13 protein-coding genes are annotated in these 15381 nt (G+C 56.4%); 3 read left to right on the top strand and 10 right to left on the bottom strand.

Going from position 1 to position 15381, the window contains the following annotated elements:
• The first annotated feature begins 10 nt into the window (after nt 1-10).
• From ACJJU9_RS04480 to ACJJU9_RS04470, 3 genes are all read left to right on the top strand, one after another.
• Nucleotides 11-775, top strand: a complete 765-nt coding sequence (locus ACJJU9_RS04480) for an amino acid ABC transporter ATP-binding protein (RefSeq protein WP_407730145.1) — start codon at nt 11-13, stop codon at nt 773-775.
• 447 nt (nt 776-1222) lie between these two features.
• The gene (locus ACJJU9_RS04475) at nt 1223-3160 is read left to right on the top strand and encodes an autotransporter domain-containing protein (protein WP_407730144.1); all 1938 of its coding nucleotides are present in this window, start codon (nt 1223-1225) and stop codon (nt 3158-3160) included.
• 195 nt (nt 3161-3355) lie between these two features.
• The gene (locus ACJJU9_RS04470) at nt 3356-4156 is read left to right on the top strand and encodes a hypothetical protein (protein ID WP_407730143.1); all 801 of its coding nucleotides are present in this window, start codon (nt 3356-3358) and stop codon (nt 4154-4156) included.
• 75 nt (nt 4157-4231) lie between these two features.
• On the opposite strand, the gene ACJJU9_RS04465 is transcribed toward ACJJU9_RS04470, so the two are convergent.
• The 10 genes from ACJJU9_RS04465 to hmpA form a co-directional block, all read right to left on the bottom strand.
• On the bottom strand, nt 4232-4885 hold the full coding sequence (locus ACJJU9_RS04465) for a DUF2931 family protein (RefSeq protein WP_407730142.1): 654 nt from the start codon (nt 4883-4885) through the stop codon (nt 4232-4234).
• Between the two features lie 30 nt (nt 4886-4915).
• Entirely contained in the window at nt 4916-5569 is a 654-nt protein-coding gene (locus tag ACJJU9_RS04460) for a DUF2931 family protein (protein WP_153389566.1), read from the bottom strand.
• The gene (locus ACJJU9_RS04455; protein WP_407730141.1) at nt 5562-7406 is read right to left on the bottom strand and encodes a PAAR domain-containing protein; all 1845 of its coding nucleotides are present in this window, start codon (nt 7404-7406) and stop codon (nt 5562-5564) included. Before ACJJU9_RS04455 ends, ACJJU9_RS04460 begins: the two co-directional genes overlap by 8 nt.
• Nucleotides 7407-7701: 295 nt before the next feature.
• On the bottom strand, nt 7702-8589 hold the full coding sequence (gene cyoE, locus ACJJU9_RS04450) for a heme o synthase (RefSeq protein ID WP_048367145.1): 888 nt from the start codon (nt 8587-8589) through the stop codon (nt 7702-7704).
• 10 nt (nt 8590-8599) lie between these two features.
• Entirely contained in the window at nt 8600-8926 is a 327-nt protein-coding gene (gene cyoD, locus ACJJU9_RS04445) for a cytochrome o ubiquinol oxidase subunit IV (RefSeq protein WP_019408632.1), read from the bottom strand.
• Entirely contained in the window at nt 8927-9547 is a 621-nt protein-coding gene (locus ACJJU9_RS04440) for a cytochrome o ubiquinol oxidase subunit III (protein ID WP_048367147.1), read from the bottom strand.
• Between the two features lie 3 nt (nt 9548-9550).
• Nucleotides 9551-11575: a cytochrome o ubiquinol oxidase subunit I gene (cyoB, locus tag ACJJU9_RS04435; protein WP_048367148.1), complete on the bottom strand. Its 2025-nt coding sequence runs from the start codon at nt 11573-11575 to the stop codon at nt 9551-9553.
• 3 nt (nt 11576-11578) lie between these two features.
• Nucleotides 11579-12517, bottom strand: coding sequence for a ubiquinol oxidase subunit II (gene cyoA / locus ACJJU9_RS04430; RefSeq protein WP_048367149.1), 939 nt, complete (start codon nt 12515-12517; stop codon nt 11579-11581).
• A gap of 803 nt (nt 12518-13320) precedes the next feature.
• On the bottom strand, nt 13321-13830 hold the full coding sequence (locus tag ACJJU9_RS04425; protein WP_048367150.1) for a disulfide bond formation protein B: 510 nt from the start codon (nt 13828-13830) through the stop codon (nt 13321-13323).
• A 254-nt stretch (nt 13831-14084) separates the two neighbouring features.
• The gene (gene hmpA / locus ACJJU9_RS04420) at nt 14085-15257 is read right to left on the bottom strand and encodes an NO-inducible flavohemoprotein (protein WP_407730140.1); all 1173 of its coding nucleotides are present in this window, start codon (nt 15255-15257) and stop codon (nt 14085-14087) included.
• Between the last annotated feature and the right edge of the window lie 124 nt (nt 15258-15381).

The following is a 15381-nucleotide window of genomic DNA, read 5'->3' as shown; positions in this document are numbered from 1 at the left end:
GAGTTCTGCAATGAATCAAGCAAACAAACACCCTGTCAGCCCTGCCGGGATTATCCAGATGCAGGATGTCAACAAGTGGTACAGCCAGTTCCACGTGTTGAAAGACATCAACCTGAACGTCAACCAAGGCGAGCGAATCGTGCTGTGCGGCCCGTCGGGCTCGGGCAAATCTACTACCATCCGCTGCCTTAACCGCCTTGAAGAGCATCAGCAAGGCCGCATCGTGGTCGATGGCGTGGAACTGACCAACGACCTCAAACAGATCGAAGCCATTCGCCGTGAAGTGGGCATGGTGTTCCAGCACTTCAACCTCTTCCCGCACCTGACCATTTTGCAAAACTGCACGCTGGCGCCGATGTGGGTGCGTAAGATGCCCAAGCGTCAGGCCGAAGAAATCGCCATGCATTATCTGGAGCGCGTGCGTATTCCGGAGCAGGCCCACAAGTACCCCGGCCAGTTGTCCGGCGGTCAACAGCAGCGCGTGGCCATCGCCCGTGCGCTGTGCATGAAGCCCAAAATCATGTTGTTCGACGAGCCGACGTCAGCACTGGACCCGGAAATGGTCAAAGAGGTTCTGGACACCATGATTGGTTTGGCCGAAGACGGCATGACCATGCTCTGTGTGACCCATGAAATGGGCTTTGCCCGCACCGTGGCCGACCGGGTGATCTTCATGGACAAAGGTGAAATCGTCGAGCAGGCAGCGCCTGATGCCTTCTTCGATAACCCGCAGAACGAACGGACCCGACTGTTCTTGAGCCAGATACTGCATTGATGCCATAGGCTGCATCCTGCTGTAGGAGCGAGCTTGTCTCGCGATCTTTTGATCTTGTTCTAAGAGCCCCCTCACCCTAGCCCTCTCCCGAAGGAGAGGGAACCGATTGGGGGATGCTGAAGATATTCGCTGTCCTGTTTGCTGCGCGACAGCGCGGCGTCGAAGACGGGACGGCCCCTCCTACAGGAGTCGGTCTATTTGACGTTTATGGACTGAACAGCCGATAGCACAGTGCTACTTTTCGCATCACTGCCGCATAATCCTGCCCGATTTTGAGTCACGCCCTGATTTAAATAATCGTGTTCGGGCGCAAAAAAGTGCGCCCGTTTATACAGGAGCGACAAAGGATTAATACAGTGCGTCAATCTGCCGTACACGCCCAATAGAGGGCGCACATCCTGCAACAGGATAAATCGCTAAACCTCTAATAACTCCAAGGAAGACGTTGTGATCAAACCCCTCGCACTCGCTGTCAGCGTTGCCGGCGCTCTGCTGTCAACCCAAGGCCATGCCTATAACTACGGCGAACATGCTGCAACTACCCTCGATAAGCTGATTAACGACTACCCCGGCCGCTACCGGGGCACGGCCAACTTTGCCGGTGCCGCCGACTGGATGCAAAGCCAGATGGGCGATGCGTACAGCATCAGCCGCCAGGATTTTTCCTGGGGGGCCGGTAACAGCCGCAGCTCGCAAAACGTGGTGGCCTACGCGGCGGGCAGCAAGCCGCAATACGTGGTGGTCGGTGCGCATTTCGACACGTACTTTGGCCGCCCGACCCTGCAAGGCCTGGATGACAATGGCTCTGGCGCCAGCGTGCTCACCGAAATCGCTCGTAACCTCAACGGCGTACCGCTCGAATACGGCCTGCAAGTGATTGGTTTTGGTGCTGAAGAAGAAGGCCTGCAAGGCTCCAAAGCCTTCGTCAACAGCTTGAGCGCCAGCCAGCGCGAGAACATGCTGGCCATGATTAACCTCGACAGCCTGATTACCGGCGACATGATGTACGCCCACTCCGGCAAAAACAGCGTCAGCAACCCTGGCCTGGCCTCATTGCGCGAGCACGCGTTCAAGCTCGCCAAAGAACTCAACATCAACCTGTTCAGCAACCCTGGCCTCGATGCCGCCTACCCGGCGGGCACCGGTTGCTGCAGTGATGGCGAATCGTTTGAAAAGCTGAATATCCCGGTGCTCTACGTCGAGGCCACCAACTGGGAACTGGGGGATCTGGACGGCTACACCCAGACCGATAACCCGGCCATTCCTGGCGGTTCGACCTGGCATGACCCGAAGAAAGATAACGAAGCCGTGCTCACCAACGCCTTCGGCCAAGAACGCATCGACCAGCGCCTGCGCGACTATTCGCGACTGCTCAGCCGACTGGTGCTGGAGTTGACCAACGCTGACTTGATGGCTTCCACTGCTTCGGGCGGCGCGGTCGCACGTGCTCAGCAATACAACCTGCAACGCCAGCATCAAGCCCAGGTCAATCTGCTGGATCGCCGCTGGCTGACGCTGCAAGCGGCCAGCCGCGACGTCGGCAGTTTTGATGGCGAAATCGGTATCGATGGCGAATACAGCGCAGACAGCGGGCCGTTCAACGAAGGTCGCCGTCTTGGCTTGCATGCGTTGGGCGACTACCAACTGACTTCCAGCCTGAGCGTAGGCGCCAGCCTGAGCTACCTGAACGGGCGCGACAAACTGGAACGCGGCGGCAAACTCGACAGCGAAAGCTGGCAGGCAGCGGTCTACGCCTTGCTCAACGATGGCGGCCCACTCTGGCTGGCCGGTGACTTGAGCGCTGGCACTACCCAGTTCGACAGCAAACGTAATCTGGTGATTCAGGCCAACGGCGGCCCTGTGCTGCTGAGCCAGAAACTGACCGGCAAGACGGACGCACTCAGCCTGGGTGCCCGCGTGATCGGCGGCTATGACTTTGATTTCGGCGCGCTCAAAAGCGGCCCGTTTGCAGGCCTGGATTACAGCCACTACCGCATCGACAAGTTTCACGAGAAACAAGACCTGCGCACCGCCCTGAGCTACGAAGAGCAGAGCTTCGACTCTGTGCAAGCCAGCCTCGGGTGGCGTGCCCGCGGCACGTTCGACCTGCCGGCCGGTATGAGTCTGCAACCTTACGGCGACATTGCCTGGGTCAAGGAAATGGGCGACGGGCGTCTGGATGATGTCCTTCTCACCAGCCGCGTCGACGGCCAGGCACGCGGCGCGCACCTGGGCAGCGTCGACAAGAGCTATGGCCGTGCCCAGCTCGGCAGCCAACTCGCCATCACCCCGCAACTGGGCCTGTATGCCGAGATCAATGGCCGCCTGGGCAACGATGAAGGCAGCCAGACCGGCTACTCCATCGGCGCTCAATGGTTGTTCTGATCCATTGCGGTTAACCGGAGGCGCTCAGGCGCCTCCGCTTTGCAGGCCCGCGTTCGGCCTCAAACGCCAATGACGCTACGCCCCCATAAATACGAATAGATCTCATGTGCATGAAGCGCCCTGACTGAGATAGACTGCGGCCCGCTAAACGTCGATAAACACTCGACCCGGCCTGTCTCTCGCACAAGGATCGTCATGTTCAAACGCGCATTCCCCCTCACGCTTGCTGGCCTGCTGCTGGCGGGCTGCCAGTCCACTGCCACGGATACCCGCGCGACTACGCTCACTCCCACGCAGGCAAATGAACAGGTCCGGCAACGCGCACTGTACGAAGTGCTGATGACAAGGGTGCTGCGCCCTGCAGGCAATCTGGCCAATACCGAGGACCGCAGTGGCAGTTTTAATCTGAAAATCACCCTGGATGAACATAATCGGGTGATCGAATGCGACACCCAGATCAACCGCACATTCGACCCGAAACTCTACCCTTACAACGAAAAACTGGCCAAAGACCTGCTGCCGATCTGCTGGACGGCCGTACTCCCCGAGTTGCCATCGTCATTAATCAACCCAAAGAAGCGCACTGCAAACGTAGTGGCGCCGATAGCGGTTGGCCCATTGACCGGGATGAGCGCCGAGCAACGTCTCAAACGGGACGAGGCCGTGCAAGCCAAGGCGCAAGACGATTTTCTGTACCGGCAACTGTTCGCACCGCTGCCTGTCGACAGCATCGGTGTCGCAACCCTGATCGTCATGACCGACAACAGTGGCCATGTACAGGAATGCGCGGCCAGCCTTGCCCCTCATGTACTGCGCCGGGCCGAATTCAAACAGGACGATGTTTTACTCCGCACCCTGATCGCCCGCTGCAAACAGACCGACATGAGCGCCATGCCGGGCTTCAAGGCCACGGGTTTGACCAGCCTGGTGCATCGAATTGAATACACGCCCTGGAAGGCGGGCTTGAAAGCTGACACAAACCCTGTCGCGCACTGACATGCTAAAGCCATGGCCAGCGGCGCGTAGTGAATCATCCGCGGCTGAACTCAGCAGTGTCGCCTAGGAGGCCCTTTACCAAGATCCATAAGGCACCCCGTATTTTTCGATGTAGGCTTTTGACGTTTCGCCAAGCGGGAAATGATGGCCTTCGGACTTCCCGCCATAAGGTCCTTCTTTCACTACTTCTCCCTGAACCCTGGTCACTTCGATTGGGCTGACGCAAGGGCCAGTAATCCACACCTTGGCAATACCGCCGGGAGCCAGCCCTACGGTCACGCCTTTACGGTAACCGGTGATCCATTTGGCATCGGCGGCACAAAAAGCTTTTTCAGGCTTGACCATGGCCTGCTGAATGGCTTCGGGGATCACGATATAAGCCTCGTAGGTTTGTGGCTCCACCAATGATTGCCAGCGCACATAGATCAGGCGTGGTACCGCAGCTCCGTAAACATATTTACCTTTGCCCCAGCCCGGATAGCTAGGCCAGCCACGAGGATTACCATTGAGGTTTTTAGGTGTATTGATAGCAGCTATTCCGCTCATGGCTCGCCTGAATTCACGGTCCCGCACATCAACCGCATCTGCGGTTTCGATCCATACTTCCATGTAATCGGGGGCTCCCAGCCCTAAGCGCCATGCATCATAGGGCAACCCATTGCTGCCCTTGGCACAGCCCGCCATCAACCCAAGTACACCGCACACCCATAGCAGCTTGTATGTAGTCATTGGGATGCTCCGCGCGTGTGCGGCGGCCCTTTACCAAGAGCCATAAGGCACCCCGTATTTTTCGATGTAGGCTTTTGACGTTTCGCCAAGCGGGAAATGATGGCCTTCGGACTTCCCGCCATACGGTCCTTCTTTCACCACTTCTCCCTGAACCCTGGTCACTTCGATCGGCCTGACGCAAGGGCCTGAAATCCACACCTTGGCAATACCGCCGGGTGCTAACCCTACGGTCACGCCTTTGCGGTAACCGGTGATCCATTTGGCATCGGCGGCACAAAAAGCTTTCTCAGGCTTGACCATGGCCTGCTGAATGGGTTCGGGGATCACGATGTAAGCCTCGTAGGTTTGTGGCTCCACCAATGATTGCCAGCGCACATAAATCAGGCGTGGTACAGCAGCCCCGTAAACATATTTACCTTTACCCCAACCGGGATAACTTGGCCAACCGCGAGGATTCCCTTTGAGGTTTTTAGGAGTCTGGATAGCGGCTACTCCGCTCATGGCTCGTTTGAATACACGGTCTCGCACATCCACCGCATCTGCGGTTTCGATCCACACTTCCATGTAGTTGGGGGCGAACAGTCCTAGCCGCCAGCCATCATAGGGCAGCCCATTACTGCCCTTGGCACAGCCCACCATCAGCCCAAACACAGCGCACACCCATAGCAACTTGAATTTATTCATTGGGATGCACCGCACGTTTACCGCCCGCAGCCGGCCGATTGATAAAGAGCACCTCAATGTCGCTGTTGTTCTTGCCGCTGGCAGCATTCCAGTTGCCTGACAAGTGGATGTATTTGCGCTGTAGTAAAGCCACCTCTTCATGGGTCAGTCCGGGAAAGCTGTCGCCGACGGCATACGCTTGCAGCTTGATGGCAATGTCGTGCAGGTCAGCAGGAAGCGCCAATGCAGGGTTTCGATCATCAATGGATACGAAAGGAACCCCGTTTCGTATTCCCAGCTCGCGCATGGCCCGCAAGTAAATCAGTGACAACTGACCATGCACTTGCCGCTTACTGCGAAGGGCGGCGTACACGCGTTTCTCGGCAAACATGTCACGGCGTTTGTTATAAGGCAGAACCACCGCCCATGTGTCGATACTCCAGCGCTGCAGATAGGGCTCCAGGTCCGGCAGCATAACCCCCAGCAACTGCCGGGCTCGGTCATAAGCGACCGTGGAGGTTTCTGGCATGTCGACAGGCACCTGACTGCTCTGGGGTTTACTCAGCAGCACTTTTTCGGTGGCCAGAGGCAAATAACCGCCACCAAGATCGGAGTGGACACCGGGCAGCTCGATGTCATTGTCGGTACGAACCAGTGAGAAGTTATGACGATATTCGTGGCGCGCCACAAATTGCACCACATGGCGTGCAATGCCGGGCGCAAGGTACAGGTCAAGGCCCGGGTTACTGGCGTTGTGCGGGCTAAAGTCGCCGCTCAAAGGCGCAACCACCCCAGGCACCGTATCAAACAGGCCGATAAAGTTGAGGTTGAAATCTGTTCGGTGGCGCCATTTGAAGCTGGCTACCAGCAAGGGTGACCCGGCGGGCAAGGCTTTGGCCAACAAACTGTCAGCTCCCTTCACCAGATCATTGGCGCAATGCCGTGCGGCAGCGGCACCGCGACTGAAGCCAAACAGGTCGAAAACGATTCGCCAAATGATCAGGCCGGGATTGTTGTCTTGCAGTGTTCGAATCTGCTCCAAAATCAGGACAGGCGCTTGCTCAACTCGCGCCAGAATACCAGTGCTGCCTTGACCGCTGGCCTGGCCATAGACCGAGTCAGCTTGCCCCGTGACTGTACCGATACCTTCTAGGTAGACACTGAGAAACGCCTCTTCAGTTCCTTGCGGCAATTGCGTATCCGCATGATCCGGATACAAGTCATAAAGCCGCGCCACATTGGTGACATCGTTGCTATAGCTGTTATCCGGCGAGTTTCCTTTACCGTCAAAGCCAAAGCTCGCGCAATGCTGACGTATATCCGCGCCTTCCTGTTCACCTATACCCAAGCTAATGGCCAGGCAACCTCGCGCCGCCTCGCTGTTGCCCTGGTTATTCCCGGTGCCATCGAAGAACAAGCCCACATGCAGGGTGATGCCGGTGTCCTGTTCCTCTTCTTCGTCCTCTTCTTCCAGCTCGGGCTCGGGATTAACGGGCGCTGTTTTTTTGGGTGCCGGCGATTCGGGCCACTGAGCCAAATACTCCATGTAACTCTGCTGAGGCCCTCTGGCATCTCCCAACACTTGGCCTCTGATGTATTGATCAGGGATCAGTCGCGGCGCAGGGCGGCACAGGCACTGGCACAAGTCGCCTTCCAGCGCGGCTTGCCGCCCTCCCAGCAATTCATCATGGCGCGGGCCGCACAGCACGATAACGCCCGTACTGCCACACACCGGGCACTCGATGCTGTCACCTTCGCGGGCCAGAATCTGGTCGTTGATTGTCATCAGTTCCCAGCCCGTCACCACCACGCCGCCCACCGTGGTTCTGGCCCCGACGGTGATGTTCATGCGCTTCATACGCAGGCACCGGGCAGATCGTTAGCGTTGTTGTGTAATAGGTGCATGTCGGCATCCTGGTTGAGGAAGGTTGAGTGCCCGCTAACTGTCAAATTGCCAGTTAGCGGCGCCCAGCCAGTATGCCGAGGGGGTGCGGAACTACCCTGTCAGAAGGATCCGTTTGGTTTGTAGGCTGCGTAGCTTTCCGAAGATTTGCCCCCCAGCCATATGCCTGCATCCATGACTGATGGGTTTTCAACCGCCATAAAAAAACCCCGCACTTCTTTCGAAGGCGGGGTTTTTTAAGCCTGGTGGCTTAGTGCGCGTAAGTCAGTAGCAACTCGGTCGGCACTTTGAAGTCCAGGGACATCATGACGCTCAGGGCGGTGATGGTGAAGATCGAGAACACGAACAGCTTGCGTGCCCAGACCTTGTCGTCGACGGCTTTGTAGCCAGTCCACGCCATGTACAGCCAGTACATGCCCATCGCGGCTGCCACGGCCATGTAGCTCATGCCGGCGTAACCGCCGAGGGTGAGCATCAGGGTCGCGATCAGGAACGCGAGGATATAAAGCAGGATGTGCTTCTTGGCCACTTTGATCCCGCGCTTCACTGGCAACACCGGAATCGATGCGGCCAGGTAATCATTGAAACGGAAGATCGCGATAGCGTACGAATGCGGCATCTGCCACAGGCTGAACATCACCAGCAAAGTCAGTGCGGCCATGTCGAAGTGATTGCTCACGGCGACGTAACCAATGACTGGCGGCATTGCACCCGACAGGCTGCCGATAAGCGTGCCGTGTACCGACTTGCGCTTAAAGTACAGGCTGTACAAACCGACGTAGATCACGAAGCCAATCGCAGCGAACAAGGCCGCCAGCGGGTTGGCCACGCGATACAGCAGCACAAGCCCTGCAACCCCCAGCAAGGTGGCGTAAAGCAACGCCACCTTGGCCGAGATCAGGCCTTGCACCAGTACGCGGTTTTTGGTGCGGTCCATCTTGATGTCGATGTCACGGTCGATGCAGTTGTTAAACACGCAACCGGACGCCACCACCAAGGAGGTGCCAATCACCGCAGCCAGGAACAGGGCAAGATCAAAATGCCCCTTCGAGGCCAGGAAGAACCCACCTGCCACAGAAAGCACGTTACCGAAAATGATCCCCGGTTTGGTGATTTGGATAAAGTGCTTAAAGGACATCGGGTTTACCTCACTTCGCCATCATTTCAGCGTGGATGCTGAACATAATCCACAGGGACAAGCCCACCAGCAGAACAATAACCAGCGCCGAGAAGACCAGCGCTGCAACGCTGTTGCGTTGCTCCGGGGAGCGGTCCATGTGCAGGAAGTACACCAGGTGAACAACAACCTGGATCACTGCGGTCAACAGAACGATCGCCAGAGTGGTCGATTTGGCGAGGATCGGGTTCATCACCAGCCAAAACGGAATTGCGGTCAGGATCACCGACAAGATGAAGCCAGTTGCGTAGGACTTCACGCTGCCGTGGTTCGCGCCGTCAGAATGTGCGTTAGCCATTTACAGAGTCCCCATCAGGTAAACAACGGTGAATACGCAGATCCACACCACGTCCAGGAAGTGCCAGAACAAGCTCAGGCAGCTCAGACGCGTTTTGTTGGTCGAAGTCAGGCCGTGTTGGTTGACCTGATACATCATGATCGCCATCCAGATCAGACCGCAGGTCACGTGCAGACCGTGGGTACCAACCAGGGTGAAGAACGCCGACAAGAAGCCGCTACGGTGCGGACCGTAACCTTCGGAGATCAACAGGTGGAACTCGTTGATTTCCATGCCGATGAAGCCGGCCCCCAGCAGGAAGGTAATGGCCAACCAGCCCAGAACGCCGCCTTTGTTGCCTTTGTAGAACGCGAGCATGGCAAAGCCATACGTGATCGAACTGAACAACAGCAGTGCGGTTTCACCCAGCACGTACGGTAGTTCAAAGATGTCGTGGCCCGACGGGCCACCCGCTACGTTACCTACCAGTACTGCGTATACCGCGAAGAGCGATGCAAAGATGATGCAGTCGGTCATCAGGTAGAGCCAGAAACCGAATACGGTAGTCTCGCCCGCGTCGTGATGGTGGTCATCGTGCCCATGGTCATGGGCGTGTCCAGCATTGGTCGCTATGTTCGACATGGTTTATGCCTGCCCCAACTTGGTTTCAACACGGTCGGCCGGAATTACTTTGGCGGCCAACAGACGCTTGTGCTGCTCGGCTTCGATGCGCTCGATGGTTTCCACCGGCACCATGTAGCCTTGGTCATCACGGGCAGCGTGTATAACGAAGTACACAACGGTGCCAGCGAGGCTCGCGATAGCCAGCCACCAGATGTGCCAGATCATTGCGAAACCGAACACGGTCAGCAGTGCGCCCATTACCACACCGGTAGCGGTGTTGTTAGGCATGTGGATCGGCGAGTACTTGGCCGGAGCCTTGTAAGCAGTACCGTCTTCTTTGGCTTCGGTGAATGCGTCAATACCGTGAACAGTTGGCACAACAGCGAAGTTGTAGAACGGAGGTGGCGACGAAGTCGACCATTCCAGGGTGTGGCCATTCCATGGATCGCCGAATTCGCAGGCGTTCTCTGGTTTGTTACGGTCACGAACCGAGACGTACAGCTGGATCAACTGGCAAGCGATACCCACAGCAATCAGGGCAGCACCAACCGCAGCAACGTACAGGTAAGGCACCCACTCAGGGTTGGTCGTGGCGTTCAGACGACGGGTCATGCCCATGAAGCCCAGTGCATAGAGCGGCATGAAGGCGATGAAGAAGCCGATGATCCAGAACCAGAATGCAGCCTTGCCCCACTTCTCGTTCAGTTTGAAGCCGAACGCTTTAGGGAAGTAGAAGCTGAAACCAGCGATGTAGCCGAATACAGCACCACCGATGATTACGTTGTGGAAGTGAGCAATTACAAACAGGCTGTTGTGCAGAACGAAGTCAGCACCCGGGATCGCCAGCAGTACGCCGGTCATACCACCGATCGCGAAGGTCACCATGAAGCCCAAGGTCCACATGACCTGGCTGGTGAACTGCAGACGGCCGCGGTAGATGGTGAATAGCCAGTTAAATAGCTTCACACCCGTCGGGATGGAAATCAGCATCGTCGCCAGACCGAAGAAGGCGTTGACGCTGGCACCCGAACCCATGGTGAAGAAGTGGTGCAGCCAAACCATGAAGCCCAGTACCGAGATCGCACCGGAGGCGTAAACCATCGAGTGGTGACCGAACAGACGCTTGCCAGTGAAGGTCGAGATGACTTCAGAGAAGATCCCGAACGCCGGCAGAATGAGGATGTATACCTCAGGGTGACCCCACGCCCAGAACAGGTTCACGTACATCATTGGATTGCCACCAAGTTCGTTGGTGAAAATGTGGAAATCCAGGTAACGGTCAAGCGTCAGCAGTGCCAGGGTAGCGGTCAGGATCGGGAACGAAGCCACGATCAGAACGTTTGCCCAAGTGCAGGTCCAGGTGAAGATCGGCATGTCCATCAGTTTCATGCCTGGAGCGCGCATTTTCAGCACGGTCGCCAGGAAGTTCACCCCGGTTAACGTCGTACCTAGCCCTGATAACTGTAGCGCCCAGATGTAGTAGTCCACACCCACGCCAGGGCTGTACTGCAGGCCCGACAGAGGCGGGTAAGCAACCCAACCGGTTTTGGCGAATTCACCGACGCCCAGCGACAGGTTGACCAGTACCACACCGGATACCAGCAGCCAGAAGCTCAGGGAGTTCAGGAATGGGTAGGCAACGTCACGCGCGCCGATCTGCAGCGGCACTGCAAGGTTCATCAGGCCAGTGAAGAATGGCATCGCCATGAAGATGATCATGATCACACCGTGAGCGGTGAAGATCTGGTCATAGTGTTCAGGCGGCAAGTAGCCAGGTGAACCCTCGGTGGCCATGGCCAACTGGGTACGCATCATGACGGCGTCGGCAAAGCCGCGCAGAAGCATGATCATGGCAACGATGATGTACATCACGCCAATTTTCTTGTGGTCGACTGACGTTAGCCATTCGGACCACAGGTAGTTCCACTTCTTGAAATACGTGATTGCAGCGACGAGCGCCAATCCGCCGAGCAGAATCATAGCGACGGTAACCATCACTATCGGCTCGTGGAACGGTATGGCGTCCAGACTTAATTTACCAAACATCGTTTACTCCTCTGCCCCGGCAGCTGAATTCGAGGTGTTGTCCAAACCTTGGGTCCCGGACTCTTCTTTCTTCTCGTGCTTCACGAACTTGCCTGGGTTCATCCCTTCATACTTGTCGATGATGAGCTGGAACAGGTTCGGAGTAACGGTGGAGTAGAGCTCTACAGGGTTGTTCTCGCTTGGTTTTTCCAACGCCGCGTACTCAGCGTTATCAAGCTGTTTAGGTGATGCTTTGACTTCAGCTACCCAGGCGTTGAAATCTTCCTCGGAAGTCGCGATCGCCTTGAATTTCATGCCAGTGAAGCCAGCGCCGCTGTAGTTGGCCGAAATGCCATCCATCTCTGCGTTTTTGTTGGCAATCAAGTGCAGCTTAGTCGTCATACCCGCCATGGCGTAGATCTGACCACCCAGACCTGGAATGAAGAACGAGTTCATCACAGAGTCAGAGGTAATGCGGAAGTTAACAGGCGTGTTGGCTGGGAACACGATCTTGTTAACGGTAGCGATACCTTGCTCCGGGTAGATGAATACCCATTTCCAGTCCAGTGCTACCACTTCAATGGTGACCGGCTTGACGTCGGACTCGAGCGGACGGTAAGGGTCCAGCGCGTGGGTCGACTTATACGTAATCACGCCCAAGGCGATGATGATGAGAATTGGCACAGTCCAGATCACGACTTCGATCTTGGTGGAGTGCGACCATTTTGGAGCGTATGTGGCGTTTTTGTTCGACGCGCGATACTTCCACGCGAAGATCAGGGTCATCAAGATGACCGGGACCACGACCAGAAGCATCAGCAATGTTGCAGTGATGATCAGATTCCGCTCTTCGATCCCTACCTGCCCCACCGGATCGAGCAATGTCCAATTGCAGCCTCCCAGCAGCAACGTGCCGAAAAGTGGCAATAAGCCAAGGAGTCTGGGGTACCTTTTTTTAGTCATCTCACGACCTCTAAAACAGCTTGCACAATGCAGTTGGTTTTTTTCGCCAACACTTCACCCTACCAAGGGTTGGCTCTTTTCCGGGCTTGAATAAATGCCTGCTCATCACCTTCAGGTGAATACGCAATCCCGGGTTAGCAGTGATTTCTTATTCGATACGTGGTCAATCGCCTTACTACAGACAATTCCATTTGTGGCGGAACTTAGAAGGGTTGCCAGTACCTGGGAGTCGCATGTGACGCCTGTTGTGAACTGCCCAGACGACCGCCGACTACCCGCTTGGGCTCGGAGGTGAGCAGGCTGGACGTTCAGTGGAGGCGATTGTAGTTAGGAAGCTCTCTACAAACCATGTCTCATCCAGAAATAATTCTTCTCGACTCCAGTAACAATCCCTCACTATTGTTGCCCATTACGCAGGCATATGCCTCCTTAAAATGCATGTAGCACGTCAAAAGCCCGCAGCTGATATGCCCCTTTTTGGCGCACGCACAGGGCTGGTGAATCCCCCCAAACGCCCAAGTGAAGAGGCTTACAGCCGATTCCCATGGAGACGCCCAAGGGCAATTTCAATCATCTGATCCGCAAAAAAAACGATCAGGGGATAAATCGCTCCGAACGTAATTCGTGCTCACCTGTCCTACAGGAATCGCTCTCTGCGACACTTTTAGCGTGACAATATGTCGCACAAGTCAGCTATCACTTTAGTGTGCCGATTCACATCCTGTTGACATTTTTGCGCGGACAAAAAAAACGCCCCGCATTCTCAGGAAAAGTGCGGGGCGGATCAATCCAAACGTGGCGTTTTAGCCGTGTTTTTTGCGGTTCCGGTAGATTCCCAACGGCACCAGCACGCTGGTCAGCACAAAGGCCACCAGCGCCCATTGCGCCAGCGACAGGCCGAACACCGGCGGGTACGGCGTAGAGCAGAAGCCCTCAACCTGAAAACCCAACGGGAACACCGTCGCCAGCGGCAGGCCGTCAACGATCGGTTGCAGCACGTCAATGCCGCAGCTCACCGCAGGGTTGGCCAGGATAAACACGTGCCGCCCGGCCGCAATCACCCCGCCTATGGCGCTGAGCACCACCAGCACTTCAAAAATGGTCAGGCTGCGCCGCGTCGGCATCGCTGCGCCGATAAAGGCAAAGATCGCGATCAACAGCAAAGCGTAGCGTTGCAGGATGCACAGCGGGCAAGGCGCCTCACCGAGCACGATTTGCATGTATAACGCGCCACCAATCAGCGCCAGACAGATAACCCCGAGCAAGACCAAAAAACGCTTCTCGCGGCTCAGTCGTATCATTTCATCCGTCATCCTGCTTCCCTTTGCCAGGTTATTTTGGAGTTAAGCCGCAGCCACTAAGGCGCGCAGTTTACACCCAGAACATCGACCTGAATGTATGAGAACTGTGTAGGCAAGGTGTCGCAGAAGGATTAATAGATGATTAAGTCGTCGTACACAAACCCGTAGTCGCTGCCGAAGGCTGCGAAGGGTTGCGGAGCAAGCCGTTATCTCAAAGCCCCCGCAACCCTCTTTATCGTCGGCAGCGACGCATTCAACCCCGTCGCTTACTCCAGCGCCGCAGCCGGCCCAAAGAACTCATAGCGGCTTTGCTGCTCAGGCACGCCCAGCGCCTTCAAATGACGCTTAACGGCGCTCATAAAGCCTTTAGGGCCCAGGAAATACGCATCGACATCGCGCTCCTCACCCAGCCATTCGCCCAGCACCTCTTCCGTCAGCAGCCCCACATGGTCTGCCAAGGAGTCTGCCTGCTCATAGCAATAGAAGCGCTTCAACTGCGGATGCTGCGCAGCCAGTTCTTCGATCCAGCCCCGGAAGGCATGCACCTGTGCATTTCGCGCACAGTGAATAAAACGGATCGGCCGTTTAGTGGCCAGCGCCGCCTCCAGCATCGACAACGTAGGCGTGATGCCCACCCCGCCGCTGATCAACACCAGCGGTTTTTCGCTGGCAGACAAGGTGAACTCACCAGCAGGCGGAAACAGCTCAACGATGTCACCCACTTGCAGGCGGTCATGCAGGTAGTTCGACACTACACCGCCCGGCTCGCGCTTGACGCTGATCCGGTAGCGGCCCACTTTGGCCAATGCTGACAGCGAATAGTTGCGACGCACTTCCTGGCCATCGATGTTGAGCTTGATGCCGATGTACTGGCCGGGCTCAAACTCAAGGATCGGCTGCTCATCCACCGGGCGGAAGTAGAACGAGGTGATTTCTGCGCTTTCTTCTAGCTTGGCGGCCAGCTTGAATGCCCGGCCACCGCGCCAGCCACCCGGTGCAGCGGCTTTTTCGTCGTAAATGGCAGCTTCTGCGCCAATCAAGATATCGGCCAGCTGGTTGTAAGCTGCGCCCCAGGCGGCCAGCACCTGCGGGGTCGCAATGTCGCTGCCCAGCACCTCTTCGATGGCCCGCAGCAGGCAACTTCCGACAATCGGGTAGTGCTCCGGAAGGATTTGCAGCGCAACGTGTTTGTTGATGATTCGCGCCACCAGGTCGCCCAACTGATCCAGTTGGTCAATGTGCCGGGCATACATCAAGACGCCATTGGCCAAGGCACGTGGCTGGTCGCCACTGGCCTGGTTAGCCTGATTGAACAGCGGACGCACTTGCGGGTATTCGGTGAGCATCATGTTATAGAAGTGTGTCATCAACGCCTCGCCACCACTTTCGAGCAGCGGCACAGTGGACTTAACGATGGCACGGTCTTGAGCAGTAAGCATAAAGTTGACTCCTGAACACGTAGGGAAAAATGGATTACCGTTTAACCATCAGTTTTCGTGCCAACCTTCAAATCCTTTTAAATCAATAACTTAAAAACAAAGTAGTCACTATGACACGCCTTGA

Source organism: Pseudomonas helleri (assembly GCF_045830615.1).
GTDB classification, from domain to species: domain Bacteria; phylum Pseudomonadota; class Gammaproteobacteria; order Pseudomonadales; family Pseudomonadaceae; genus Aquipseudomonas; species Aquipseudomonas helleri.
This window is presented reverse-complemented; position numbering and strand designations above follow the sequence as displayed.